The sequence below is a fragment of the Nocardia sp. 852002-20019_SCH5090214 genome (assembly GCF_001665865.1).
GTDB lineage: Bacteria > Actinomycetota > Actinomycetes > Mycobacteriales > Mycobacteriaceae > Nocardia > Nocardia nova.
On the sequence record NZ_LZMK01000376.1, the window covers coordinates 1 to 24230 of the forward strand.

The 24230-nt window shown below is 69.2% G+C and carries 22 protein-coding genes; 12 read left to right on the plus strand and 10 right to left on the minus strand.

What is annotated here, in order from left to right; all coding sequences use genetic code 11:
- Positions 1 to 44 precede the first annotated feature (44 nt).
- On the minus strand, positions 45 to 977 hold the full coding sequence (locus A5780_RS30795) for a tyrosine-protein phosphatase (protein ID WP_082857132.1): 933 nt from the start codon (positions 975 to 977) through the stop codon (positions 45 to 47).
- A 93-nt stretch (positions 978 to 1070) separates the two neighbouring features.
- Positions 1071 to 3488 carry a PEP-utilizing enzyme gene (locus A5780_RS30800; RefSeq protein ID WP_156769716.1) on the minus strand — a complete coding sequence of 806 codons (2418 nt, stop codon included), beginning with the start codon at positions 3486 to 3488 and terminating at the stop codon, positions 1071 to 1073.
- Positions 3489 to 3760: 272 nt separating this feature from the next.
- On the opposite strand from A5780_RS30800, the gene hsaA reads away from it, so the two are divergent.
- Both hsaA and A5780_RS30810 read left to right on the plus strand, forming a co-directional pair.
- Positions 3761 to 4924 (plus strand): 3-hydroxy-9,10-secoandrosta-1,3,5(10)-triene-9,17-dione monooxygenase oxygenase subunit, encoded by a 1164-nt coding sequence (hsaA, locus tag A5780_RS30805; protein ID WP_063015504.1) that lies wholly within the window; start codon positions 3761 to 3763, stop codon positions 4922 to 4924.
- Positions 4896 to 5261 carry an alpha/beta fold hydrolase gene (locus A5780_RS30810; RefSeq protein ID WP_181068642.1) on the plus strand — a complete coding sequence of 122 codons (366 nt, stop codon included), beginning with the start codon at positions 4896 to 4898 and terminating at the stop codon, positions 5259 to 5261. The genes hsaA and A5780_RS30810 overlap by 29 nt, the downstream gene beginning before the upstream one ends.
- 132 nt (positions 5262 to 5393) lie before the next feature.
- On the opposite strand, the gene A5780_RS30815 is transcribed toward A5780_RS30810, so the two are convergent.
- Positions 5394 to 7676, minus strand: coding sequence for a LuxR C-terminal-related transcriptional regulator (locus A5780_RS30815; RefSeq protein ID WP_063015505.1), 2283 nt, complete (start codon positions 7674 to 7676; stop codon positions 5394 to 5396).
- Between the two features lie 170 nt (positions 7677 to 7846).
- Here A5780_RS30815 and A5780_RS30820 point away from each other — a divergent pair, with 170 nt between their 5' ends.
- Positions 7847 to 8758 carry a TIGR03564 family F420-dependent LLM class oxidoreductase gene (locus A5780_RS30820; RefSeq protein WP_063015506.1) on the plus strand — a complete coding sequence of 304 codons (912 nt, stop codon included), beginning with the start codon at positions 7847 to 7849 and terminating at the stop codon, positions 8756 to 8758.
- 54 nt (positions 8759 to 8812) lie between these two features.
- Positions 8813 to 9175 (plus strand): MmcQ/YjbR family DNA-binding protein, encoded by a 363-nt coding sequence (locus A5780_RS30825; RefSeq protein ID WP_063015528.1) that lies wholly within the window; start codon positions 8813 to 8815, stop codon positions 9173 to 9175.
- A gap of 32 nt (positions 9176 to 9207) precedes the next feature.
- Here A5780_RS30825 and A5780_RS30830 read toward each other — a convergent pair whose 3' ends face one another.
- Positions 9208 to 10449 (minus strand): bifunctional 3,4-dihydroxy-2-butanone-4-phosphate synthase/GTP cyclohydrolase II, encoded by a 1242-nt coding sequence (locus tag A5780_RS30830; RefSeq protein ID WP_063015507.1) that lies wholly within the window; start codon positions 10447 to 10449, stop codon positions 9208 to 9210.
- Between the two features lie 147 nt (positions 10450 to 10596).
- Between A5780_RS30830 and A5780_RS30835 the strand changes: the two genes are divergently transcribed.
- Complete coding sequence (locus tag A5780_RS30835; protein ID WP_064910696.1) at positions 10597 to 11259, plus strand: class I SAM-dependent methyltransferase; 663 nt, start codon at positions 10597 to 10599, stop codon at positions 11257 to 11259.
- Between the two features lie 38 nt (positions 11260 to 11297).
- On the opposite strand, the gene A5780_RS30840 is transcribed toward A5780_RS30835, so the two are convergent.
- Complete coding sequence (locus A5780_RS30840; protein WP_063015509.1) at positions 11298 to 11924, minus strand: PadR family transcriptional regulator; 627 nt, start codon at positions 11922 to 11924, stop codon at positions 11298 to 11300.
- A 38-nt stretch (positions 11925 to 11962) separates the two neighbouring features.
- Positions 11963 to 12805: an IclR family transcriptional regulator gene (locus A5780_RS30845; protein ID WP_063015510.1), complete on the minus strand. Its 843-nt coding sequence runs from the start codon at positions 12803 to 12805 to the stop codon at positions 11963 to 11965.
- A 233-nt stretch (positions 12806 to 13038) separates the two neighbouring features.
- Here A5780_RS30845 and A5780_RS30850 point away from each other — a divergent pair, with 233 nt between their 5' ends.
- The 5 genes from A5780_RS30850 to A5780_RS30870 all read left to right on the plus strand — a co-directional run bounded on the left by A5780_RS30850 (position 13039) and on the right by A5780_RS30870 (position 17274).
- A complete protein-coding gene (locus A5780_RS30850; protein ID WP_063015529.1) occupies positions 13039 to 13539 on the plus strand; it encodes a flavin reductase family protein in 501 nt (166 codons plus the stop codon).
- A gap of 230 nt (positions 13540 to 13769) precedes the next feature.
- Positions 13770 to 14912, plus strand: coding sequence for a Rieske 2Fe-2S domain-containing protein (locus A5780_RS30855; RefSeq protein ID WP_064910698.1), 1143 nt, complete (start codon positions 13770 to 13772; stop codon positions 14910 to 14912).
- Between the two features lie 11 nt (positions 14913 to 14923).
- On the plus strand, positions 14924 to 15169 hold the full coding sequence (locus A5780_RS30860; protein ID WP_064910700.1) for a hypothetical protein: 246 nt from the start codon (positions 14924 to 14926) through the stop codon (positions 15167 to 15169).
- Between the two features lie 51 nt (positions 15170 to 15220).
- Positions 15221 to 16372: a ferredoxin--NADP reductase gene (locus tag A5780_RS30865; RefSeq protein WP_082857133.1), complete on the plus strand. Its 1152-nt coding sequence runs from the start codon at positions 15221 to 15223 to the stop codon at positions 16370 to 16372.
- A 23-nt stretch (positions 16373 to 16395) separates the two neighbouring features.
- Positions 16396 to 17274, plus strand: a complete 879-nt coding sequence (locus A5780_RS30870; protein WP_063015513.1) for a VOC family protein — start codon at positions 16396 to 16398, stop codon at positions 17272 to 17274.
- A 60-nt stretch (positions 17275 to 17334) separates the two neighbouring features.
- Here A5780_RS30870 and A5780_RS30875 read toward each other — a convergent pair whose 3' ends face one another.
- Positions 17335 to 19041, minus strand: a complete 1707-nt coding sequence (locus A5780_RS30875; protein ID WP_064910702.1) for a nitroreductase family deazaflavin-dependent oxidoreductase — start codon at positions 19039 to 19041, stop codon at positions 17335 to 17337.
- Positions 19042 to 19170: 129 nt separating this feature from the next.
- Between A5780_RS30875 and A5780_RS30880 the strand changes: the two genes are divergently transcribed.
- The gene (locus A5780_RS30880; RefSeq protein ID WP_063015515.1) at positions 19171 to 19734 is read left to right on the plus strand and encodes a TetR/AcrR family transcriptional regulator; all 564 of its coding nucleotides are present in this window, start codon (positions 19171 to 19173) and stop codon (positions 19732 to 19734) included.
- On the opposite strand, the gene A5780_RS30885 is transcribed toward A5780_RS30880, so the two are convergent.
- The 3 genes from A5780_RS30885 to A5780_RS30895 all read right to left on the minus strand — a co-directional run bounded on the left by A5780_RS30885 (position 19709) and on the right by A5780_RS30895 (position 22762).
- Positions 19709 to 20578 carry a ribokinase gene (locus tag A5780_RS30885; protein ID WP_064910704.1) on the minus strand — a complete coding sequence of 290 codons (870 nt, stop codon included), beginning with the start codon at positions 20576 to 20578 and terminating at the stop codon, positions 19709 to 19711. The genes A5780_RS30880 and A5780_RS30885 overlap by 26 nt on opposite strands.
- A 50-nt stretch (positions 20579 to 20628) precedes the next feature.
- A complete protein-coding gene (locus A5780_RS30890; RefSeq protein ID WP_064902685.1) occupies positions 20629 to 21087 on the minus strand; it encodes an SRPBCC family protein in 459 nt (152 codons plus the stop codon).
- Between the two features lie 82 nt (positions 21088 to 21169).
- Positions 21170 to 22762: an MFS transporter gene (locus tag A5780_RS30895; RefSeq protein WP_063015518.1), complete on the minus strand. Its 1593-nt coding sequence runs from the start codon at positions 22760 to 22762 to the stop codon at positions 21170 to 21172.
- Positions 22763 to 22854: 92 nt separating this feature from the next.
- On the opposite strand from A5780_RS30895, the gene A5780_RS30900 reads away from it, so the two are divergent.
- The gene (locus tag A5780_RS30900; RefSeq protein WP_063015519.1) at positions 22855 to 24123 is read left to right on the plus strand and encodes a glutamate-5-semialdehyde dehydrogenase; all 1269 of its coding nucleotides are present in this window, start codon (positions 22855 to 22857) and stop codon (positions 24121 to 24123) included.
- Positions 24124 to 24230 lie beyond the last annotated feature (107 nt).

The following is a 24230-nucleotide window of genomic DNA, read 5'->3' on the forward strand; positions in this document are numbered from 1 at the left end:
CTCACCGTCGAGCGCGGCGTGCCGGTGGTCGGGTGCGGGTGGGCTCAGCGGCCCGGCTTGTCCAGCAACTTGGCCTTCAGGGCGTCGACCGTCGCCGAGTCCACGCCCAAGCCGTCGGACAGGAACCGATCGAAGGAGCCGTAGGACTGCTGGACCTGGTCGAAGGAGGCGTCCAGATAATCGGCCTGGACACCCAGAATCGGTTCGAACAGCGACGGATCGGTGACCAGACCCCGCTGCACCAGCGCATCCATCTGTGCCTTGTTGCTCGCGGCCAGATAGTCGTTGGACGCCAGGTAGTCCTTGTAGATCTGGCCCTTGGGCACATCCAGCGCCGACATCAGGATCGCGGTCATCCAGCCGGTGCGGTCCTTACCGGAGGTGCAATGGTAGAGCACCGCATTCGGGGAGTTCGCGATCTCCTTCAGCGCCGAAGCGAACTGCGCCCGGGCCGAACCGTCGGTGACCAGCCAGCGGTAGTAGTCGCGCATGATCTGCGCGGCCTTCCCGTCGCCGAGCTTGTCCTGCTGCACCTGCGGTCCGCCGGCGATGATGCTCGACACCATGAGATAGAAATCGTTGTTCGGATCCCAGACCGACTGCGCGCTGTAGGGGATCGACGACGGCAGCTGATCCGGGGCGGCCTTCATCTCGTTCGGGCTGCGGAAGTCGATGGCCTTGCCGATCTGCAGCGAGGCCAGCTTCTGCTGATCCGCCGGTGTCAGCCGGTTGAGCGCGTCGGAGCGGTAGACCAGGCCGAACCGAATCTTCCCGCCTCCGTGCTGCGTCGGATAGCCACCGATATCGCGGGCGTTGGGTGCGGAAATGCCCAGGGACTGTTGCTGATCCGAGGTGGCCGGCGAGGTGTGGACCAGTGGCGGCGCGGCGAACGCCGGGGTGGTCGCGGCGGGGAGGACGGCGATGAGCGCGGCGGCCAAACCGGCCACCGACCCCCGCAGGACATGCGAAATCGGCACGGGTGGTGTTCCTTTCCTCGAGGTCCGCCGGATCGACGACGGACCACGTCCTGAGCCGCGGGATTCGTTCGCGCGGCGTCGTTTCGGCGAGCCTCAGGCGTCGGCGTCGGCCAGTAGCGTCACGGTTCCGGCGGCGCCGTCGACCCGAACCCGCTGACCGTCGGACAGACCCGTGCTGGCGGTCTTGGTGTCCACCACGCACGGAATGCCGAACTCGCGGGCCACGATGGCCGCATGCGAGGCCGAGCCGCCGATATCGGTGACCACCGCGGCGGCGTAGGCGAACATCGCGGTATGGCCGGTATCGGTGACAGAGGCGACCAGGATGTCGCCGGGCTCGATATCGTCGTCGGAGCTCAGCACCAGTTTCACCGTGCCCTCCACGACACCGGCGCTCACTCCGGTGCCGGTGAGGCTCTCGCCGACGGCGAGCGCACCCGAGACCGGCTGCGGTTCCCAGCGGCCGACCACCAGATCCGGCATCCGCACCGCCTGCAGCCGCACCCGCTCTTCGCGTCGGCGTGCCACGCGATCCTTCAGATCCGCCGGGGCCCACAGCAATTCGTCCAGCGTGAGGAACCAGGCGTCGTCGACATTGTTGAGTTCGTGCCGGTCGACCAGGCGCGCCGCCAGCTCGCGGGCCGCCATGCGCAGGCAGTTCGTATACCGCACCACCGCATCGCGGACACGTTCCCGCGAGACCGTGGCGCCGACGGCCATCCGCGCGGTGCGGGCGGTCGGCTCGGCGACCGCGTCGCGCTTCGGCGCCGGGAGTTCCGCGGCCCGGGCCGCGGCGGTGACCAGCAACTCGGGGCGGTCGCCGAAGGTCGGGTTGAGAAATTCGCATTCGCCCGGCCCGCGATGGCCGACTACCGCCAGCTCGGCGTCCAAGGCCTGCGCGAAGCGCGGCGAGCGGCTGCGGGCCAGGGCGACGTCGCCCGCCCGGGCGGCCTCGTGCACGGCGGGTTCCGCGCGGCAGACCGCGGCCAGCCGTTCCACCGCCAGCATCGGTCGCGCCGATTCGAGGCGGTTCACATCGATCGGAACGTCCGGGTCGTCTTTGCCGCGTGCGTGCATGGCGGTCGCGGCGCCGACCAGCATGACGCCGATGGAGGCCGCCGCCCACGACTGATTGAGCCGATCCCGCCACAGCAGTGCCCGCGCATGCAGCCGCGCATCGGTCAGCTTCTCGATGTCGTTGCGGGACAGTGCCTCCCGATGCGAGGCGGCGTTGATCGTTTCGGTGGTGGTGCCGAAGCGCAGTGCCGTCGCCAGCACCCGGCCGGTGGCCTTGGCCGTCCCCCAGGTGCTGCCCAGTCCGGTCGGCATCGGCGGACGGCCCTGGGGCTGCAACGGGACCTCGGGCGGGATGGCGCCGTACACGTCGCGGCGGATGCTGTCCTCGTCCCAGCCCGGCATATTGTCAGCGGCGAGGACGCCGATCGAGGCGTTGATGAAGATGTGGTGGCCGAACACCGAGGTGACGCGGCTGGTCCAATGCTCGAGGGCGATGCCCTCGAGGGCGATCATGTGGCCCATCGCGGCATTGGCGAGCCGGATCGCCCCCGCCTGCAGGTCGATGGTGAGTGGGCTCATCGGGCCGGGCAGCGCCTCGGAGGTGTTGGTGGCGGTGTGTACCGGAATGCGCGGGTCGACCCGATCGTCGAATTCGCCCTCCAGGCCCTCCGGCGCGGCCACCTCCAGCGGATGCCCGTCGGAAGTCTTCGCGCGAGCGGGAATCACATAGTCGGTCAGCGGGATCGCGCCGCGGCGGGCGCGGAAGCCGGTGCCGTGCGCGCGGCGGCCGACCAGGCCACGCGCCATGTCCTCGACCACTTCGGTGCCGGTCCAGCCGTAGCAGAAATCCCAATCATGCTGTGCCGCAGCGGGGTCGAGATCCCGCAGGCGAACTCCGCCGGTGCCCGGGACGCGAGGCGGAATCCGCAGACCGGCTTCCCGCAGCATCGTCCGCGCCTGTGAACCGGAAACAAGCTCGGGCGCAACGAGGTCCACCGCGCCGATGCGATCGGAAATCGCAGCCAGTACCAGGAAGCGTTCCACGTCGTCGGTGTGCACCAGCGGAATCCGCTGAGAGCCGCTCGCGTTCAGCAGTGTCCGAACCACCGCGCGGCTTCCCTCGGTGGTGCGTCGACCGGCCACCAAGGCGGGACGAACCAGCAGCGCCCGCGCGCCGGTGGCCGCAATGGCTGTGCGCGCCAGGCTCTCCCGCTCGGGCGAGGCGAGCACAACCAGCCGGGCACCCGCCTCCTGCGCCGCGGCGGCAACCGCCGCGACCGGTCCGTCCGAAACGTCCAGCACCACGTCGCAGCCGTCCACGATGCCGCGGTAGGCGCCGGCACTGCCGGGATCGGCGATATGCACCTCGATCCGCGGATCCACATACCGGTGCCGAACCCGGTCTGCTCCGGCGACGTCGTGCCCGGCGGCCGCCAGCATGCGCGCCACCGCGCGACCGGTGGGTGTGGTGACTCCGGTGATCAGGACCCGCATCGACTCTTCCTCCTCGCGTGCGCCACCCACGAACGTGACGCCGTTCACACACCATGACGAGTGGATTGCAAGGTGCCCGCGCGAAGTCCCGGTCAGCGGGCGCGGCGTTTCGCTGAGTGGAGTTGGGTTTCGGCCCGCGCTTCGCTCCGGCGGGGTCTCGGCACCTGCATTCCGATGATCGGGACTTCTCGGGCCCGCCACTCCAGCCCGCCCCTACCGTCGAGGCATCGACCCAGTGCGTGACAGCGCAGAGGCAGGGAGGAACACCGGCAATGGCGAACAAGGTGCTCGATCGGGTGCGGGACCTGCTCCCGGCGATCGGGGAACGGGCGGTGACGGCCGAGCAGGAGCGGCGGGTGCCTGCCGAGACGATCCGCGCGCTGACCGAGGCGGGCGTGTTCCGGATGTTGCAGCCGAGCCGCTTCGGCGGTGCGGAGGAGTCGCCGGTCGCCTTCTACGAGGTGATTCGCGCGATCGCGACCGTCTGCCCATCGAGCGCGTGGGTGGCCTCGGTGCTGGGTGCGCATCCGTGGCAGCTGGCGTTGTTCGACCCGCGCGCCCAGCAGGATGTGTGGGGTGAGGATCCCGACACGCTGGTCTCCTCGTCGTATGCGCCCACCGGCAAGCTGACTCCGGTCGACGGCGGCTTCGAGATGAGTGGCCGGTGGAGTTTCTCCTCCGGTTGCGATCATGCCGACTGGGCGTTCCTGGGCGCGGTGGTGCCGAACGATCAGGGCGGAGCCGATTACCTGACGGTGCTGGTGCCGCGCACCGACTACCGCATCGAGGACGTCTGGCATGTATCGGGCCTGTCGGGCACCGGAAGTAACGACATCATCGTCGAGAAGGCCTTCATCCCGGCGTATCGCGCGTACAGCGCAGCCGATCAGTCCGCGCTCGTGGGCCCCGGGCAGGAGGTGAACACCGCTGCGCTGTACCGCATTTCGTTCGCCAGCGTGTTTTCTAACACCATCACCGCGCCGATCATCGGCGCCGCGCAGGGCGCCTACGAGTCGCATCTGCGGCGTCAGCGCGAGCGGGTCCGGCTGTCCTACGGCGGGCAGAAGGTGGCCGAGGATCCGTTCGCTCAGGTGCGGATCGCACGTGCCGCTTCGGAGATCGACGCGGCCATCCTGCAGCAGGAACGCAATATCACCGAGCAGCTGCGCTATGCCGAAGCGGGCGAGGAGATTCCGTACGAGCTCCGGTTGCGCACCCGCCGCGATCAGGTGCGCGGCACCGAACGCGCGATTTACGCGATCGATCTGCTGTTCGAGAACTCCGGCGGCCACTCGATCCGCAAACCCAATGTGATCGAACGCAACTGGCGTGACGCCCACGCCGGCAACGCGCACGTGATCAACGATGTCGAGCGAGCGCTGGCGATGTACGGTCAGGGTGAGATGGGTGTCGAGGTCACGGAGCGGATGGTCTGAGGGTTTCACTGCCGAGGAGACCACCCGCTGGGTCACCGTCGACGGCGTGAAACTGCGGTATCGAGGCGGGTTCCGGTGCGCCGCTGGTGCTGTTGCACGGTTCCGGCGCCGGGGTTCGGGCTGGGCCAACTTCGGCGCCAATCTCGAGGCGCTGGCTCCGCACTTCCGCTGCCTGGTGCTGGATCAGCCGGGATTCGGCGCCAGTGAACGGCCCGAAACCTACGACGGCAACTATCTGCGGATCGCCGTCGACGCGGTCCTGGGCCTGCTGGACGAACTCGGCATCGACACCGCGCACCTGCTCGGCAATTCGGTGGGCCGTTCGATCGCGCCGTGATCGATTTCCTGCGGAACGGATTGTGAACGCGCGCTGATCCTTTCGCGCCGACGCCGCGGTGGCCGCCGCACCCTCGTGGGGCGCGGCGGCCACCGTCGTCTCCGGGCCGCGCCGGCCGCAGGTCGTGGCCGGCTACAACCCGTGATCGCGCGCCCACCCCGCGATCTGGGTCCGTGAGGTGAAGCCGAGTTTGGTCAGGATGTGCTCGACATGGGTCTCGGCCGTGCGCACCGAGATCACCAGATCGGCCGCGATGCGTTTGTTGCTGTGTCCGGCGGCGACGAGCCGCGCCACATCCTTCTCCCGGCGGGTGAGCAGCGACAGTGCCGCGGTGTCGACGGGCGTGGGGCGCGCGGGCGGGGCCGGTGGTTCCTCGGCGGCGGGCCCGCGGCCCAGGGCGAAATCGATCGCCGCCGGTAGTGTCATCGCGGCCCCCGCGTCATAGGCGGCGCGGAAACCGCTGTCGCCCAGCGCGTTCCGCACCTCGTCGCGCACCTTTTCACCCACCGCGCTGGTGATCGTATGGGCCAGGCGCACCGTGCTGCGCTGCAGCGTCTCGGCCGCGCCCATCAGCCGCGCCGACCGTTCCACATCGCCACGGGCGGCGGCCGACCATGCCATGCCGTCGAAACCCGAAGCCAGCCATACGCATCGGTCGAACAGCGCGAATTCCTCGATCGCGCGTCCGAGGTAGTCGTCGGCGGCGTCCTGATCGCCGAGCCGCCACTGATCGATGCCGAGCGTCCACAACGCCAGCCCACCCAGCATATGCGGGCCGTAGCGCTGGGTGAGCACCTGGAATTCGTGGGCCATCTCGGTCGATCGGGGCTCCTCCAGCAGGGTCGCGCACATGAAACCGAAAGCGAGACTGTCCATTTCGGTGGCGTGATGCTCGGTGGCGCGGGCCAGCCGGACCGCCTCCTCGGAGCGGCGCAGCGCACCCGCGGTATCGGCGTCGGTGAAATCGATCAGTGCCGCGTCCAGTTCCGCCTCGGCGAGGATGTCGGACGCGCCCAGATCGGTGGCGACGGTGACGCATTCGCTCGCCAGCCGCGCCGCCGACTCCCGATCCGACAGCAGTGCCGCCAACGAGGCCGCCGACGACAGTGCGCGCGCTCGTTCCCAGCTCGGTTCCGGATTCCGGGCCAGGGCGTCGGTCAGCCACCGATACCCCTCGGAGAGGAACCGGTAGTGCTCCCAGAACGGGCGCAGCACGGTCGCGGTCTCCATCGCCAGCTGCGGTGCGTCGAGCATCGAGAATTGCAGGGCCGAGCGCAGATTGGCGTGTTCGCGCGCCAATTCGCGGAACCACGCCAGATCGTCGGAACTCCAGTACGCGGTCTGCCCGCGCAGGGCCAGCCCGCGGTAGTGGTCGCGGTGGCGGGCCCGCACCCGGCGCTCGTCACCGTGCGCGACGAGGCGGTCCTGGCCGAACTGCCGGATCGGTTCCAGCATCGAATAGCGCGGCGCGGCAGCGTCGTAGCGCAATCGCAGCACCGACTTGTCGACCAGACCGGTCAGCGCGTCGAGCAGTCCCTGTGGCCCCGGTGGCAGCTGACATACGGCCTCGGCGGCCTCGATGTCGAAACCGCCGGCGAAGACCGACAACTGTTGCCACAGCTGCTGTTCCGCGGGTGTGCACAGTTCGTAGCTCCAGCGGATCGCACCCTCGATGGTCTGCTGACGCTGCGGTGCGGTGCGTGGTCCGGCGCTGAGCAGGTCCATGGTGTCGTCGAGCCGGTCGCGAATCTGCTCGGGCGTGAATACCCGGAACCGCAATGCCGCCAGTTCCAGCGCCAGCGGGATGCCGTCGAGGCGTTGGCAGATCGCGGCGAGGGTGTCGCGGTTGGCTGGGGTGAAGGTGAAATCCGGATTCGCGGCGGTCGCCCGCTCCACCAGCAGCCGCATCGCATCGCTGTCGACGTCGGCGACCGACAGCGGCGGAATCGGCATCACCTGCTCACCGGGTATGCCCAGCACCTCGCGGCTGGTGGCCAGCACCCGCACCTCGGGGGTGGCGGCGACGAGATGGGCGACCAGGGTCGCGCACGCGTCGATGAGATGTTCGCAGTTGTCCAGGATCAGCAGGAGTCGTTTGCTGGCGAGGAATTCGGTGAGCCGGTCCAGCGGCGCCGTGGTGTCGTCCCGCAGATCCAACGCCTCGGCGACGCTGAGGGTGACCAGATCGGGATCGTGCACATCGGCCAGTTCGACCAGCCACACCCCGTCCGGGAAGGCGCGCGCCATCGCCGCGCCGACCTGTCGCGACAGCCGCGTCTTGCCCACGCCGCCCGGGCCGAGCAGAGTCAGCACCCGGGTCGCGGGCAGCAGCCGTTTCGCGGTGGCCAGTTCGTCGCGGCGGCCGACGAAACTGGTGACCTCGGCGGGAAGATTCCCGGTGACACGCCGCGCCATGATCGCCAACCCTATCGTGATCGAAACGCGTGCGGACCACATCGGCGATGTCGGTCCCACGTGCCCGCGGACGGTGGAAACGGGAATAGGCTGAGACGGCGAACCGATATTCGACCCGCGGTCCGTCGGGGCCGCGGACCCACAGACCCCTCGTCCCCAGGAGGCCCGCAGTGCGGATCGGCATCATGCTCAGCGAACAGACCGGACCGGATGCGCTCGTGCGCCTGACCGACGAACTGCAGCAGGTGGCCGACGAGGGTTTCGAATCGGCGTGGCTGTCGCACATCTTCGGTCTCGACGCGCTGACCGCGCTCGCCGTCGCCGGCAGCAAGGTGCCGAATATCGAACTCGGCACGGCCGTGGTGCCGACCTATCCGCGGCACCCGGGCGCCCTGGCCCAGCAGGCCGCCACCACCGCGCTCGCCGTCGGTCGCGGACGGCTCACCCTGGGGATCGGGCTGTCGCATCAGATCGTCATCGAGAACATGTTCGGCTACGACTTCGGCCGTCCGGCCCGGCACATGAAGGAGTACCTGTCGATTCTCGGGCCGCTGCTCGAGGGACAACCGGTGTCGTACCAGGGCGAGACCCTGAGCGCGAACCTCGGCCTGACCGCGGGGGAGACCGGCCGGATCCCGGTGCTCGTGGCCGCGATGGGAACCCAGATGCTGAAATTGGCCGCGCGCCGCACCGACGGCACCGTGCTGTGGATGACCGGCCCCGCGACCATCGCCGACCACATCGCACCGACCATCACCGCGGCTGCCGCCGAGGCCGGCCGGCCCGCGCCGCGGGTGGTCTGCTCGCTGCCGGTGCTGGTCACCGACGATATCGATCGCGGCCGGGAGAAGGCCGCGACCGTCTTCGCCGCCTACGGTTCGCTGCCCTCGTATCGGGCCATGATGGATCGCGAGGGCGCCGAGGGGCCGGCCGATCTGGCGATCATCGGCACCGAGGAGCAGGTCGCTGCCCGCATCGAGAAGGTGTTCGCCGCCGGTGCCACGGAATTCGTGGCCGCGCCCTTCGTCGGCGGCCAGGCCGCCGAGCGCACCCGCAAGTTGCTCACCCAGCTGGCGGACTGAGCGACGGTGGCACGCCGGGCGCGGATCGAGGACGTGGAAGCACTCGCCCTGGCGATGCCGCACGTCACCGTGGTGCGGGGGTCCAGCGGTAATCCGGTCTTCCAGGTCGGTGGCAAGTCGTTCATCTTCTTCCGCACCCCGCGCCCGGACGCAGTCGATCCGGACACCGGCGAACGGTACCCGGACGTGATCGTCTTCTGGGTGCCGTCGCAGTCGGACAAGCGTGCGCTCGTTCAGGATCCGGATTCGCCGTTCTTCACCACCGCTCATTTCGACGGGCATCTGTCGGTGCTGCTGCGTGGGGCCCACATCGGTGAACTCGACCTCGACGAACTGCGCGAAATCGTCCAGGACGCCTGGCTGTCGCGGGCCTCAGCGGCGCGCGGCCGGCGCTGGCTCGCCGAACATCGGCTCTGATCTCGGCGACAACCGTTGCGGCACAAGATATGTCAGTTCGCAGCGGCGGAGGCGACGTCGAGCCCGGCCAGCTGGTGGCGCATGCGCTCGCGTTTGGTGCGCAGGTAGCGGACGTTGTGTTCGGTCGGGTCGGTCTGCAGCGGAATCCGGTGCGTCACCGCGATGCCGTGTGCTTGCAGGCCCGCCTGCTTGTCCGGATTGTTGCTGAGCAACCGCACCGATTCGACACCCAGATCGCTCAGGATCTGCGCGCCCGCGCCGTAGCGGCGGGCATCGATCGGCAGGCCGAGACGGAGGTTCGCGTCCACGGTGTCGGCGCCCGCGTCCTGCAGTTCGTAGGCGCGCAACTTGTTCAGCAGGCCGATGCCGCGGCCCTCCTGGCCCCGCAGATACACCACGACACCGCGTCCCTCGGCAGCCACCGCGCGCAGGGCGGCGTCGAGCTGTTCACCGCAATCGCAGCGCAGCGAGCCGAACGCGTCGCCGGTCAGGCATTCCGAGTGCAGCCGGGCCAGGACGTCGGTTCCGGACGGATCGCCGAAGACCAGGGCGAGATGTTCGACCGGTTGCGTGCCGGAGTCGGCGTCGCGGTAGCCGAAGACCTGAAAATCGCCGTAGCGGGTGGGCAGCCGGGTCTGCGCGAGCCGGGTGACGGTGTGCTCGCGGTGCTTTCGGTACTCGACGAGGTCGGCGATGGAGATGATCGGCAGCTCGTGCTCGCGCGCGAAGGTCAGCAGCTGCGGCAGCCGGGCCATCGATCCGTCGTCGTTGACGACCTCCGCGATCACGCCCGCGGGCCGTAACCCGGCCGCGCGCAACAGGTCGACGGTCGCCTCGGTGTGCCCGGCGCGGCCCAGCACGCCGCGCGGATGCGCCCGCAGCGGGAAGACGTGCCCGGGCCGGGTGAGATCGGCGGGGGTGGTGCGCGGATCGGCCAGCAGCCGCATGGTGTGGGCGCGGTCGGCCGCCGAGATACCCGTGCTGACGCCCGCGGCCGCATCGACCGATACGGTGTAGGCGGTGCCCTTGGGATCCTCGTTGACCGCCGTCATCGGGGGGAGCGAGAGCCGGTCGAGATCGGCGCCGGGCATCGGCACGCACAGCACGCCACTGGTGTGGCGGATCAGGAATCCGATGGTCTGCGCGGTCGCGAATTCCGCGGCCAGTACGAGATCACCTTCGTTCTCCCGATCCTCGTCGTCGACCACCACGACGGGCCGGCCGGCGGCCAGGGCGTCGAGTGCGTTCTGGATGGAATCGAGTTCACCGGTCATCGTGCACCTCCTCTATGCCTAATAGAAATATTCCGAACGGCCTCCCGCTAGGAAGGGTTCCGCTCAGTGAGATTCTGGGGACGTCGATTTTCCGGAACCCGGCGTCGGCGTTGACCTCGAGTGCGGTTGAGGATGCACGCTGGGGTCATGACACAGGCCGCAGAGTTCTGGAACACCGTCTACGACGACGACACCGCTCCCTGGGTGATCGGTGAGCCGCAGCCGGCGATCGTGGAGGTGGAACGCGAGGGGTTGATCCGGGGGCGGGTGCTCGACGTCGGAATGGGTGCGGGGGAGCACACCATCGCCCTCACCGCCCTGGGCTACGACGTGCTGGGTCTCGACCTGTCGCCGAGCGCCGTCGAGTACGCGCGGCGCAACGCCGCCGCGAAGGGGGTGCCCGCGGCGCGTTTCCGGGTAGCCGACGCCGTCCGGCTCGGCGCCGATCCCGCCGCGGCCGCCGAACTCGGCGTCTTCGACACGATCGTCGACAGCGCCCTGTTCCACATCTTCCGCGAGGATCCCGGCACCCGCGCCGCCTACGTCCGGTCGCTGCACACCCTGTGCGCTCCGGGCGGTCTGGTGCACGTCCTGGCGCTGTCCGACGCCGACCCGGGCTTCGGGCCCCGCATCAGCGATCGGATGCTGCGTGAATCCTTCGGCGCCGGTTGGGAATTGGAGGATCTGCGGCCCACGTCCTATCGCGGCCGGGTCACCCCGGTGGTCGCCGATCAGGTCGCCGGGCTGAACGTCGCCGAGAACGGGACCGTGGATACCGCCGCCTGGCTGGCCCGGATCCGGCGAGTGTAGCGACGGACCCGGTAGGTACCGCGTGTCCCGCGGTGAAGCTATCGGGGACGAGACTTCGACTTCGGCGGTGCGAGCGGCGCCTCGCGATTGCGGGGCAGCCGCCCGCGCTTGTTCAACGCCTCCAGGTCGTCGAGCAGATCCTCGGCCAGTTGGCGCTCCGCCTCGTAGTGGCGGATGCACCACCGCAACACGGCACTGGGAAAGGCCCAATCCGGGTTGGCGTCGGACCCCTCGGCGTCGGCGGCGGCGCGGCGGCGCATCTTCTCCGCGTAATCGATATGCGCGGTGAGGATTTCGCGCAGCCGCTCCGGCTCGGCCAGATGACCGAGCCAGGCCCGCAGCAGCACACTGTGTTTCAGCACCGGCGCTTCCACCGGTGAATGATTGACCCAATGCGCCACGGCATCCCGGCCGCTCGTGGTGATCGCGTACATCCGCTTGCCGCGCACACCGTCCTCGGAGGTCACGGTGCGCGAAGTGACGTACCCGTGCTTCTCGAGGCGTTTGAGTTCGGCGTAGATCTGGCTGAACGACGGGCTCCAGTAGAAGAACTGCAAACTCCAGTCCGCCCACTTCTTCAGGTCGTAGCCGGACAATTCGTCCGCATGCGAAAGCATCCCGAGCACGGCCCACGAAGTGGTCGGCAGATCGGTGCCAGATGTCATCGCCGAACTATACCGTCCAGTCATATGCGGATCCGAAATCAGCGCCAGCGGGTGCGGTGCGGGAACAGCGCTCGCCCGGCCTCGTGCACGACCTCGAGGACCACCCGGGCCAGCCGGTCGTAACTCATCGCCTCGGCCCGTCCCGAGAGCGAGAGTGCGGCCGGTGGGGCGCCGCGGCCACGCAGCGGCGCGGCCACACACGCGATGCCGACCATCGCCTCCTCGCGGTCGATCGCCACGCCTTGGCGCAACCGGATCTGCCCGAGTTCGCGATGCAGCGCGTCGGGCTCGGCCAGGGTGCGCGGAGTGAGCCGGGGCAGCCGGCCGCGGAAGGCGGCCTCGGCGATGGTGGGTTCCAGCGCCGCCAGCATCGACTTGCCCAAAGCCGTTGCGTGCGCGGGCATCCGGCCCCCGAGCCGGGTCGGCAGCGCCGCGGCGAACCGGCCGCCGGCCTTGTCCAGGTAGACGACCTCGCGACCGTCGAGCACCGCCAGGTGGCCCACCATGCCCGTCCGCTGCGACAGTTCGTGCAGCAGCGGACTCACCGCATCGCGAATCTCGTTGTGGTCCGCGGTGAGTCCGCCCAGTTCGAGCGTGCGCATGCCGAGGCGGTAGCCGCCGGCGGAATGCGCCAGCCAGCGCAGCCGGATCATCTGATCCAGGATGCGGTGGACCGTCGAGCGCGGAAGTCCGGTCCGCTCGACCAGTTCCAGCAGTGTCAGAGTCGGGGTGTTCGCGTCGAAGGCGTCCAGGATCAACGTCATTCGCTCGATCATCGACACCGGAATCGGCGCGCCGGCGCGATGAGCCCTGGCGCCCGTCGTCGCGTGACGCGCGGCCGTGGTGGTGCGTTCCGCGGAGGGCAGCACGGTGACGGTCATATGTACCTCCGTTGGCTCATATGCAGACTAGAAGTATTTCGACTAGGCATGTTCGGTTTCGGCATTTGTGTCACCTATCACAGTGGCTGCCACCACACCGATCGCGAATCGGTGGAACTACGTAAGTGCTACCGAAATCTCTCCCGTTCACCGGACCTGGCCGTTGACGGGCCCCGGGGCCGACCTGGTGTCATGACTTACAGCTATATGTCTGTCCGAAACAAGGAGTGGCCGTGGAGCCGGTAGTACAGGTGGACGAGATCTCGGAGGCGACCTTCAAATCCGTGCTGAGCAGGTTCTGCTCGGGGGTCACGGTGATCACCGCTCTGTCCGGCGACCAGCCGATCGGGTTCAGCTGCCAGTCGTTCTCGTCGCTGTCCCTCGATCCGCCCCGGGTCTGCTTCTTCCCCGCGCGGACCTCGACGTCGTGGCCGCGCATCCGCGAGGTAGGACGATTCTGCGTGAACATCCTCGCCCACGATCAGGCCGACATCTGCCGCGCGCTGTCCCGCAGCGGCACCGACAAATTCGCCGGCGTGGACTGGGAGGTCTCCGGAAACGGGTCGCCGCGGCTGAGCGGTGCGCTGGCCAGTATCGATTGCGAACTGGATCGCGAGGTGGACGGCGGCGACCACACCATCGTGATCGCGCGAGTCACCGCACTCGCCGAACATTCCGAACAGGCGCCGCTGCTGTTCTACCGCTCCTCGTTCGAACGTCTGCACGGGCACTGACGCGGGTCCACGGGCATGCCGGTGGTGACGAGCCCGGTGCGTACCCGCCCGCACCGCCGAGGCGTCCCGTCACTGCCGATGGCCGGAGCGGATCTCCCGGCCAGTGGGACTACGCGTGCCGGGCCCCCGTCCCGATGGCGAGCATCGAGTCATCACCCGGGGCGGGTTCGGCCGGCGGGTAGTCGAGGCCGATCGCAATCGAGGCCGATCGCATTCGAGACGGAGGAATCATGAACAGCGACAGCGAAGTGCGGGTCATCGACGCCGGCGCACCGCCGACCCGGTTCGCCCGCGGCTGGCACTGCCTGGGCCTGGCGGACTCCTTCCGCGACGGCACGCCGCACACCGTCGCCGCCTTCGGCACCGAACTGGTCGTGTTCGCCGGCGAGGACGGCACGCTCAACGTCCTCAACGCCTACTGCCCGCATATGGGCGGCAATCTCGCCGACGGCACCGTCAAGGGCGATTCGCTGGCCTGCCCCTTCCACGACTGGCGGTGGAACGGCAAGGGCAAATGCACCGGAATCCCGTACGCGCGCCGGGTGCCTCCGCTGGCGCGCACCAAGGCGTGGCCGACGCTGGAGCAGAACAAGCAGCTGTTCGTCTGGAACGATCCGGAGGGCAAGCAGCCGCCCGCGGACATCACCATCCCGCGCATCGACGCCGCCTTCGACGACGAATGGACCGACTGGACCTGGAACTCGATGATCGTCGAGGCCAACTGCCGGGAAGTGGTCGACAACGTGGTCGACATGGCGCACTTCTTCTACGTGCACTACGGCTTCCCGACGTTCTTCAAGAACGTCTTCGAGGGCCACATCGCCAGTCAGTACATGACCTCCATCTCGCGCGAGGACATGATGGGCGAGACGGCGAAGGCGTTGGGCGGCAAGAACACTCTGCATTCGGAGGCGTCCTACTACGGGCCCTCCTACATGATCGACTACCTGCGCAGCGACAGCGCGGATCTCTCGGTCGAGGGCTACCTGATCAACTGCCATTACCCGATCACCGAGAACCGGTTCGTGCTGCAGTACGGGGCCATCGCGAAGAAGCCGCAGGGCGTCTCGCCGGAGCGGGCCGAGCAGATCGCGGCCTCCTTCGTCGGCGGTCTCGGCAAGGGGTTCGAACAGGACGCGGCGATCTGGAAGCGCAAGTCGCGCATCAACAATCCGCTGCTGTGCGAGGAGGACGGACCGGTCTATCAGCTGCGCCGATGGTACGAGCAGTTCTACACCGACGTCGCCGACATCTCGGAGGAGATGACCGCGCGCTTCGAATTCGAGGTCGACACCACCCGCGCGGTCACCGCCTGGGAGGCCGAGGTCGCCGAGAACCTCGCCAAGCGGGCCGAACAGGCCGTGGCGGGCTGAGAGTTATCGCGATGGACGAGGTTTCGTGCCGATCCTGCGGAACGTGCGTGCTGGTGGAGAAGTTCAGCCCGCAGCATACGAGCGTGCAGTGGAGCCGGTCGGCGATGCGCGCGTGCACCGAACTGTCGCAGCCGGGCACGCATGCGCACACCTGCACCGCCCTGCGCGAGAGCATCGACGCGGCGGTGCAGTCGGGCCAGTTGAGCGTGAGTACCCGCGATGTCGATGTGCGCACCCGCGGCCGGACGGTGGCATGACAGGGGCAGGAAGCTGGATGAACGGCACAGGAATGGATGTGGTGGTGCTCGATGGATGCCGCGATCGAACTCGACGTGCGTGAGCCGCGCACGTCGCGCGAGGACGCCGGCCCTCGTGACTCGGCAACCGGTGGCGAATCCGCGGACGGCGTCGTGGCGGCCGCCGGGTCGCCGGCCGATCCGGTCGTGGTCGAGATCGTCCGTGTGGTGCACGAAACCGCGGACGCGGTGTCACTCGAATTGGCGCCGCAGCCCGAACACGCCGAGCGGTTCGGCTATCGGCCCGGGCAATTCCTCACTGTGCGCATCCCCAGTGAGCTGACCGGTTCGGTGAGCCGGTGCTACTCGCTGTCGAGCGCACCGCACGAGGGTGGGCCGCTGAAGGTCACCGTCAAACGCACAGCGGCCGGATATGCGTCGAACTGGTTGTGCGACAACGCCGTCGCCGGTGACACCTTGCAGGTGTTGCCGCCCGCCGGACTGTTCACCCCGGCCTCGCTGGACACCGATCTGCTGCTGTTCGCCGGTGGCAGCGGCATCACCCCGGTGTTGTCGATCCTGAAATCGGTGCTCGCGCAGGGCAGCGGCCACTGCACCCTCGTGTACGCCAATCGCGACGAATCGTCGGTCATCTTCGCCGCGGAACTCGCGGAACTCGCGGGGGCCCATCCGGATCGGCTGCAGGTGCTGCACTGGCTGGAATCGGTGCAGGGCCTGCCGAGTGTGCCGCAACTGTCCGCGCTGGTGCGGCACTGGGCCGATCGCGAGACGTTCGTCTGCGGTCCGGGGCCGTTCATGGACGCCGTCGCCGCCGCGATGGCCGCGCACGGCGCCGACCGGCGGCGCGTGCACATGGAGAAGTTCGTTTCCCTGACCGGCAATCCGTTCGAGGCCGCACCCCCCGCGAGCGACGACGCCGACCCCGCCGACTCGGCGAACGTCGAGGTCGAGCTCGACGGCGAGCATCACCGGATGGCGTGGCCGCGACGCCAGGTCCTGTTGGATACCTTGCTGGCAGCGGGACTCGAGGCGCCGTATTCGTGCCGCGAGGGCGCGTGCAGCGCGTGTGTGTGCCGGGTGGTGTCCGGCGAGGTGTCCATGCGCCGCAACGAGGTTCTCGAAGAGGAGGATCTCGCCGAGGGCTACGTGCTCGCCTGTCAGGCGGTACCGGCCACCGACGACGTTTCGATCAGCTATTCCTGAACCCCATTCTTCGAGGAGAGAAAATGGCCGCCGTCAGCTCGCTCGGTTATGTCCGAGCGCGGATCGCCGATATCGCCGCGTGGCGTGAATTCGCCTTCGACATCATCGGATTCGCCGAAGGGTCGGGCCCGAATCCGGAGTCGGTCTATCTGCGCACCGACGAGCACACCTACCGCCTGGAGTTGGTACCGGGCGATCGTGACGAGGTGATCGCCGTCGGCTGGCAGGTCGCCGACCGGCGCTCGCTGACGCTGGTGCGCGAAACGCTCACCGCGGCCGGTGTCGAGGTCACCGAACTCACCCTGGCCGAATCCGCCGCGCGTCACGTCGAGGAGGCGATCAGCTTCACCGATCCGGCCGGATTCACCGTCGAGGTCTTCCACGGACCTCTGCTCGATCACAGCCCGGTGGTCGGAAAGTACGGAAACCGTTTCGTCTCCGGCGATCTCGGTCTCGGCCACGTCGTCCTGCCGGTGCCCGATATCGAGGCCGCGCGGCAGTTCTACACCGAGGTACTGGACTTCGCCTCGCGCGGTTCGTTCCGGGTGGGTCCCCCCGAACATCCGATCTGGATCCGGTTCATGGGTGTCAATCCCCGCCACCACAGCCTGGCGCTGATTCCGGGCGGCCGTGGCGACGGTCCGGGGATCGTGCACGTGATGGTCGAGGTCGATGCGCTCGACGATGTCGGCCGGGCTCTCGACCGGGTGACCAAGGCGGGCTATCACCTGTCCTCGACACTCGGCCGCCACACCAACGACAAGATGATCTCCTTCTACGTCCGCACCCCGGGCGGCTGGGACCTCGAATTCGGTTGCGAGGGAATGCTCGTGGGCGAGGACTACGTCGCGGAGGAGATGACGGCCGACAGCTACTGGGGCCACGAATGGGCGCGCGGCTGAGCGGCCGTCACCACCGTATGGCGGCCGGCACGCGGTGAGGCGAACCGGCGACCACAGTAGTTACAGGTCTGGTTCCTGCACGTCGGTGAACGTGACCCGCACCGAGATCGGATCGGTCTGCAACGCGGCGAATCCGGCGGCGGTCAGCGGTGCGAGCGCCGGGTGCGGGGCGAAGGCGCGGGCCCGGGCGACCACGTCGTCGTCCGGGCGCAACTCCGCCGTGGCCGCGCGCCAGGTTCCGTTGTGCCGCAGGCGCACCGAAGGATCGGCGCGCACATTGTTGCCCCAGCCCGACCGCATGCCGTGCTGGCAGATGATCCACGCGCCGTCGTCGTCGAACAGCACCGATACCGGGACCCGGCGCGGCTGGCCGGATTTGCGGCCGATGGTCTCCAGTTCGGTCGCGAAGGTGGACCGCACACCCACCCGGTCCAGTGCGGCGAATCCGGGGTTGACCAGATAGCGGCCGACGGCGCGTTCGATCCGGAACTTCGTCGACTTACGGTCGGTGCCGGCTGTCGTGCGCCGGGATCGGAAAGCGTCGAGTCCGTTGCGGCGCAGCATGGTTATCGCGGTCGACCACGGTGACCGGGCCGGATCCGGATCCAGCCCGGCGCCGAGGCGATGCAGCTGATCGGTGTGCCATTGCAGATCCAGGGCGCCGTCGACCGCGCGCAACGTACCGCTGCGCGCGATCCGGCCGCGCAGGCCGAGCGAAATCGACGGCGGGCGGAGGACTTCGGTCCCGCCGGTGAGCAGGTCGGCGGCAGCGGCCGGGTGCACCGTGGTGGGGCGGCCGAGTCCGACCACATCGCAGGCGCCGGAGTCGACCGCACCGCCCATCGCCGTCCGGCTGCGGAACCCGCCGGTGACCGCCAGCGGCACCGCGGCCGCGACCCGCCGCACGGTCTCCGCGTACTCCAGGAAGTAGGCCTCCCGCGCTCGGGTACTCGCCGCCGCGCTGCGGGACCGGCCCATCATCGCCGGGGATTCGTAACTGCCGCCGCTGATTTCGATCAGATCCAGCGGCTGCCGGGCCAACTGCCGGACCACCTCCCGCGATTCCTCCTCGGTGAAACCACCGCGCTGGAAATCCGCCGAATTCAGCTTGACGGCCACCGCGAAGCCCGGCTGGACCGCCGCGCGAATCGCGCCGACCACCTCGAGCAGAAAGCGGGCGCGGCGCTGCCCGTCACCGCCCCAGTCGTCGGTGCGCTGATTGGCCAGCGGGGACAGGAACTGCGACACCAGATAGCCGTGGGCGCCGTGAATCTGCACCCCGTCGAAGCCTGCCGATTCCGCGATCCGCGCCGCGTCGGCGAAGCGCCGGATCAGATCGTGGATCTCGGCCTCGGTGAGCGCTCGCGGCGTGGGCAGGCCCGGCACTCCCGACGCGATCGCCGAGGGCGCCACCGGCCGTTGCCGGGTGGCCAGCGGATTGGCTTGGCGGCCGGGATGATTCAGCTGCATCCAGATCGGGGTGCCGCCGTCCTTGGCGGCCTTCGCCCAGCGCGTCAGCGCGGCGAGATCGCGATCGTCGTCGATAACCACATTGCCCGGCTCGCCGAGCTGGGTGCGGTCGATCATCACATTGCCGGTGACGATCAGGCCGTAGCCGCCCGCTCCCCAGCGGCGATACAGCCGGACCAGCCGGTCGTCGGGAGCATGTGCCGCGGTGCCGAGCCCCTCGCTGAGCGCCGATTTCATGATCCGGTTGGGCAGTACCTGGCCACAGGGCAGGGGGAGTGGGTCGTGCAGTCCGGTCATGCCTATCCTCCAGGGCGCGGATCGGAAATGAGGTATACCGATCGGTATAGTCGGCACAGTAGTACACCGATCGGTCTAGGGCAACGGTAGGCTGGACCGTGCAGGGTGCACGAGGAAAGGGGTCGCATCATGGGAGCCCGCGACCGGCTCATCGACAGCGCCGTGGATCTGATGCGCAGCAACGGTGTGGCCGGCACCGGCATCGCGCAGCTGCTCGACCACAGCGGCATCTCGCGCCGCTCGGTGTACCTCAACTTCCCCGGTGGTAAATCGGAACTGATCGCGGAGGCGACCCGCGCGGCCGGTGCCACCTACAGCGCGCTGCTGCGCACGATCACCGCCGGGGCCGACGTGGCGTCGTGTGTCGGCGCCTTCCCGGCGCTGTGGCGCGAGAAGCTCGCGGCGAGCGACTTCACCGCCGGCTGCCCGATCGTCGCGGCCGCGCTGGGCCGGTCGGAAGCGCCCGAAGCCGCCGACGCCGCCGGTGCGACCTTCACCGAATGGGAGACCATCCTCGCCGAACGTCTCGAAACCGAGGACGTCGCACCGGATCTCGCGATATCGCTGGCCACCACGGTGGTCGCGGCGCTCGAGGGGGCGGTGATCCTGTCCCTGGCGACACGTTCGATGGCACCGCTGGAACGGGTGGGCGCCCAGATGTCGGAACTCATCGCTCGCCACACCGCGAAGTGAGTGCCCGCTCTATCGCCGCCGCGGTGGGGATCGCCGCCGTGGCGCCGACGACGGTGGTGGCCAGGGCGCCGGCGGTGCAGGCCCACGCCAGAGCGGTCGCGGGGCCCTCGTGCCAGTGTGCGGCCAATGCGCCGGTGAACGTGTCCCCGGCGCCGGTGGTGTCGACCACCTCGACCCGCACGCCCGGATGAGAGAGCTCGCCCTCGGGGCCGCGATAGCGCGCGCCCTCGCCGCCGCGGGTGGTCAGCACATGCGGGACCGCCCGGAGTTCCGAATCCAATTGAGCCGCTTCGCCCTCGTTGACCACCGCGATGTCGACCGCCTCCCACAGCTGCGGTGGCAGTGATCGCGCGGGGGACGGATTGAGCAGAACGAGAGTGCCGTGCTCACGTGCGCAGCGGGCGGCGCCGAGCACGGTCTCCACCGGAATTTCCAGCTGGCACAGCAGAATATCCGCCTCGGCGACGAGGGCGCGATCACCGTCGGTGAGCCCGGACAGCTCCGCATTGGCTCCGCCGACGACGATGATCGTATTCTCGCCGGCGTCGTCGACCACGATGGTGGCGGTCCCGCTGGCCCCCTCGACGGTGCGTAGTCCGGCGGTCCCGATCTCGTTGTCCTCGAGCACTTTTCGCAACTCGACGCCGAAGACGTCGGTTCCGACCGCGCCGACGAAATCGACCGCCGCGCCCGCACGCCGAGCGGCGATCGCCTGGTTCGCGCCCTTTCCGCCGGGCACCGTATCGAAGGCGGTGCCGAGGACGGTCTCACCGGGCCGCGGCCGCCGCGGCGTGCGAGTCACCAGATCCATGTTGATACTGCCGACCACTGCGATCCGTGCCATGCACGCACCGTAACCCGCCGCGGCGGGTGCGGGCTCGAACGTCGCCGCCGTCAGGCGTGGTCGGCCGCCGTCGCCGCCGCGGCCAGCCGGTCGAGCGACCCGAGTAGTTTGTCCGAGGTCGTCGCCCGGGCCCTGGGCAGCCGGACCTCGTCGGTCAGCCGCGTCCAGTCGTAGGTGTGCCGCACCAGGGTCCGGCTCTCGTCGACGGGTTCGAGCTCCCAGCGCCACAGATGTCCCGGCGGCCGCTGCCCGGATTCCGCGGGCAGCCAGGCGATCCGGCGTCCCTCCTCGAATTCCACCACGTGGTTCTCGCGCACACTCCCGTTGGTGAGTGTCATCGCGAAGACATCACCCACGCTCCGCACGCGCTGCCCGATCTCCGCCCGGTCGAGATTGTCGTTCCCGTCCCATCGCGGCTGCTGCGCCGGATCGGCGATGAATTCGAAGATGTGCCCGGCCGGCGCGGCGACCTCACGCTCCGCCGACACCACCTTGTCGATATCTGCCATGACACCATCGAATCATCCGCGGGAATCGGCGACAACGCGGCCGCGAAGAGTGTTCGGACACAGGCTGTTCCGTGCGTGCGGCTCACTCCTGGCTCTCGACCGGGCCGGACGTGGATTCGGCATGCCGGGGCTCCAAGGGCGGCCCCGCGACCGGGCAGTTGACCTTGCATTGCGGCGCGGCCTCGGGACCAGCGCTCTCGAGCGCGTCGTCGCGGACGGTGACCACGGTCAGTGCCGCGGCCGCGGCCATCACGATCGCGCAGATGAGCATGGCCTGGTGGAACCCGCGCTCGAAGGCGGCGGGGTCGGTGTAGGCGGCACCGGTGAGTCCGGTGAGCGGCGGGACAGCCGCCACCGCAAGCAATCCGGCCGCTCGGGCGACGGCATTGTTGACGCCGCTGGCCACCCCCGCGTGCTGTTCGTCGGCCGTCGCCAGCACGGTCGCGGTCAGCGGTGCGACGGCCAGGGTGAGTCCGAGGCCGAACACCAAGGCGGCGGGCAGCACATCGGTGACGTAGGAGGCGTCGGTGCCGATCCGCATCATCAGCAACATCCCGGCGGCGGCCAGCAGCACACCCGCGGTGATCGGGATGCGCGGTCCGATGCGCTGAGCCAGATCGCCCGAGCGGGCCGAGAACAACAGCATCAGCACGGTGGCGGGCAGCATCGCGGTCCCGGCCGCCATCGGACTGAAACCGGCCACCACCTGCAGGGTCAGCACCAGCAGAAAGAACACCACGCCCATCGCGCCGTACATCACGAAGGTGACCGCGTTGATCGCGCTGAACTGCCGCGAGGCGAAGATCTCGACCGGCAGCATCGGCGGCGGCCCGTGGTGTCCGGGCGCGTCGTGCCCCGCCGAGCGCCGCCGCTCGACGACGACGAAGGCCACCCCGGCGAGCACGCCGATCACCGCCGTCGCCACCACGGCCGCCCGGCTGCTCCCGTGTTCGGGTGCCATGGTCAGTGCGTAGGTGATGCCTGCCAGGCACAGTGCCGCGAGGAACGCCCCCAGCACATCGAAGCCCTCGTGTGCCCGGCCGCCGGATTCGGGAGCCGGGCGGGTGGTCGCCGAGCCATCGGACGTGCCGGAACCGTAGGTCTCCGGCACATGCCGCACCGCGACCAGCACCACCACCGCGGCCAGCGGAATGTTCAGCAGGAACACCCAGCGCCATCCGGCCGCGCCGACCAGCCATCCGCCCAGGAAGGGGCCGATCGCGCCGGCGACTCCGCCGAGGCCGGACCACGCGCCCACCGCGCGGGCGCGATCCGATTTCGCGAAAGAGGCCTGGATGATCGCCAGTGAGCCGGGCGTGAGCAGCGCGCCACCCACGCCCTGCAGCGCGCGGGCGGCGATGAGCATCGGAATACCCTGGGCCGCACCGCAGATCGCCGAGGCCAGCGCGAACCACACCACGCCGACGACGAAGATCCGCCGCCGTCCGAATCGGTCGCCCAGTGAGCCGCCGAGCAGAATCAGACCGGCCAGCGTGAGCGTGTAGGCGTTGACCGTCCACTGCAGACCCGCCATCGAGGCGCCGAATTCCTCGCCGATGCGGGGGAGGGCCACATTGACCACGGTCGCGTCCAGCATCGCCATTCCCGAGCCCAGCACCGTGGCCAGCAGAACCCAGCGACCCGAACCCGACGACAACCGGATGGTGGCGACCATGAGGACACGGTAGCGGCGGGCACCGACGCACAGCGGGCGTTCGGTGGTTATCCGGCGGCGGCGTCCGCGTCCCGGTCAGTAGGCTGTTCACCATGACTGCTGGAACTGTCGGCGAAGTGGATACCGTGCGCGAGGCGGTGCACGAGGCGGCGCGGCGGGCTCGGGTGGCGTCGCGGACGCTGGCACAGCTGACGACCGCGCAGAAGGATGCGGCCCTGCACGCCGCGGCGGATGCGCTGCTCGCGGCGAAGGATGCCGTCCTGGCCGCCAATGCCGAAGACATCGCGACCGCGGAGGCGGGCGGCACCGCGGCCTCGCTGCTGGATCGCCTGCGGCTGACCGAGCCGCGCATCGACGGCATCGCCTCCGGGTTGCGTCAGGTCGCCGGCCTGCCGGATCCGGTCGGCGAGGTGCTGCGCGGTTCGACGCTGGCCAACGGCCTGGAGATCCGGCAGGTGCGCGTGCCGCTGGGCGTGGTCGGCATGGTCTACGAGGCCCGCCCGAACGTCACCGTCGACGCCTTCGGCCTGGCGTTGAAATCCGGTAACGCGGCCCTGCTGCGCGGCTCTTCCTCGGCGGCCCGATCGAATGCCGCCCTGGTCGAGGTCATGCGCGAAGCCCTTGTCGCCCAGGGGCTTGCGGCCGACGCGGTCCAACTGCTGCCGAGTGAGGATCGCTCGAGCGTCACTCATTTGATTCAGGCCCGCGGCCTGGTGGACGTGGTCATCCCGCGCGGCGGCGCCGGGCTGATCAACGCGGTGGTGCGCGACGCGCGGGTCCCCACCATCGAAACCGGCACCGGCAACTGCCACGTCTACGTGCACGCCGCCGCCGATCTCGAGATGGCGGAATCGATTCTGCTGAACTCCAAGACCCGCCGGCCCAGCGTCTGCAATACCGCCGAGACGGTGCTCATCGACCGCGCGATCGCCGAGACCGCGGTCCCGCGCCTGATCGACGCGCTGGAACGGGCTCAGGTCACCATCCACGGCGATCTGCCCGGCCTGGTTCCCGCGACGGAGGAGGATTGGGCCGACGAATATCTGTCGCTGGATATCGCGCTCAAGGTCGTCGACGGTCTCGACGCCGCGGTCGACCACATCAACGAGTGGGGTACCGGCCACACCGAGGCCATCGTGACCGCCGATCTGAAGGCAGCCCGCGAGTTCACCGCCCGGGTGGACGCGGCCGCGGTGATGGTCAACGCCTCCACCGCCTTCACCGACGGCGAGCAGTTCGGATTCGGCGCGGAGATCGGCATCTCCACTCAGAAGCTGCACGCCCGCGGTCCGATGGCGCTGCCGGAGCTGACCTCCACCAAGTGGATCGTGTGGGGCGACGGCCAGATTCGGCCGAGCTGAACCCGTCCCCGGCCGTGACCGTCGGTGCCGGTCGGGCCTGTGGTCTCGCCGGCACCGCAGTATCGAACCCGGCCCGCGGGTGTGTACCGTCGTGAGCAGCTGGACTT